This window comes from Enterobacter sp. ZOR0014 (genome assembly GCF_000798855.1).
In the GTDB taxonomy this organism is placed as follows: Bacteria; Pseudomonadota; Gammaproteobacteria; order Enterobacterales; family Enterobacteriaceae; genus Enterobacter; species Enterobacter kobei.
This window is the reverse complement of sequence record NZ_JTLF01000218.1, coordinates 1-330: the sequence shown is the minus strand read 5'-3', so window position 1 is coordinate 330 and position 330 is coordinate 1. Positions and strand designations below refer to the sequence as shown.

Annotated in this window: 2 protein-coding genes; both read right to left on the bottom strand. The window is 37.6% G+C overall.

What is annotated here, in order from left to right:
- On the bottom strand, positions 1-87 hold an 87-nt coding region (locus tag L977_RS25250), incomplete at its 3' end, for a hypothetical protein (protein ID WP_442854933.1).
- A 56-nt stretch (positions 88-143) separates the two neighbouring features.
- Positions 144-330, bottom strand: a 187-nt coding sequence (locus tag L977_RS24975; protein WP_047625795.1) for a hypothetical protein, incomplete at its 5' end; no start/stop codon positions are given.

The following is a 330-nucleotide window of genomic DNA, read 5'->3' as shown; positions in this document are numbered from 1 at the left end:
GGTGTGACCATGACTTCTAATTAATCTAGTTCTTCGGCTTGCACTATTCGCTTTAGCTTTAAATTCTGCTTCAAACCAGTCGCCCATGCGTTCTGTTACTTTAGTTTGCATTTCTTTAGCTATGCTTGCTGTATTAAGTAAATTCATTGCCATGCTTGACCACCTGCACCACAAGGCAAATAAACAGTACCAGTATAATTGTACAAATGGCTATTCTCTGACCAGTTCGTCATATTCCAACCGTTTTGTAAAACATTTCCGACTAGTTCTACAAGTTCATCGTCAACATCTTTAACAGATAAAACAACTTGATAATAGTAACCCATGTTC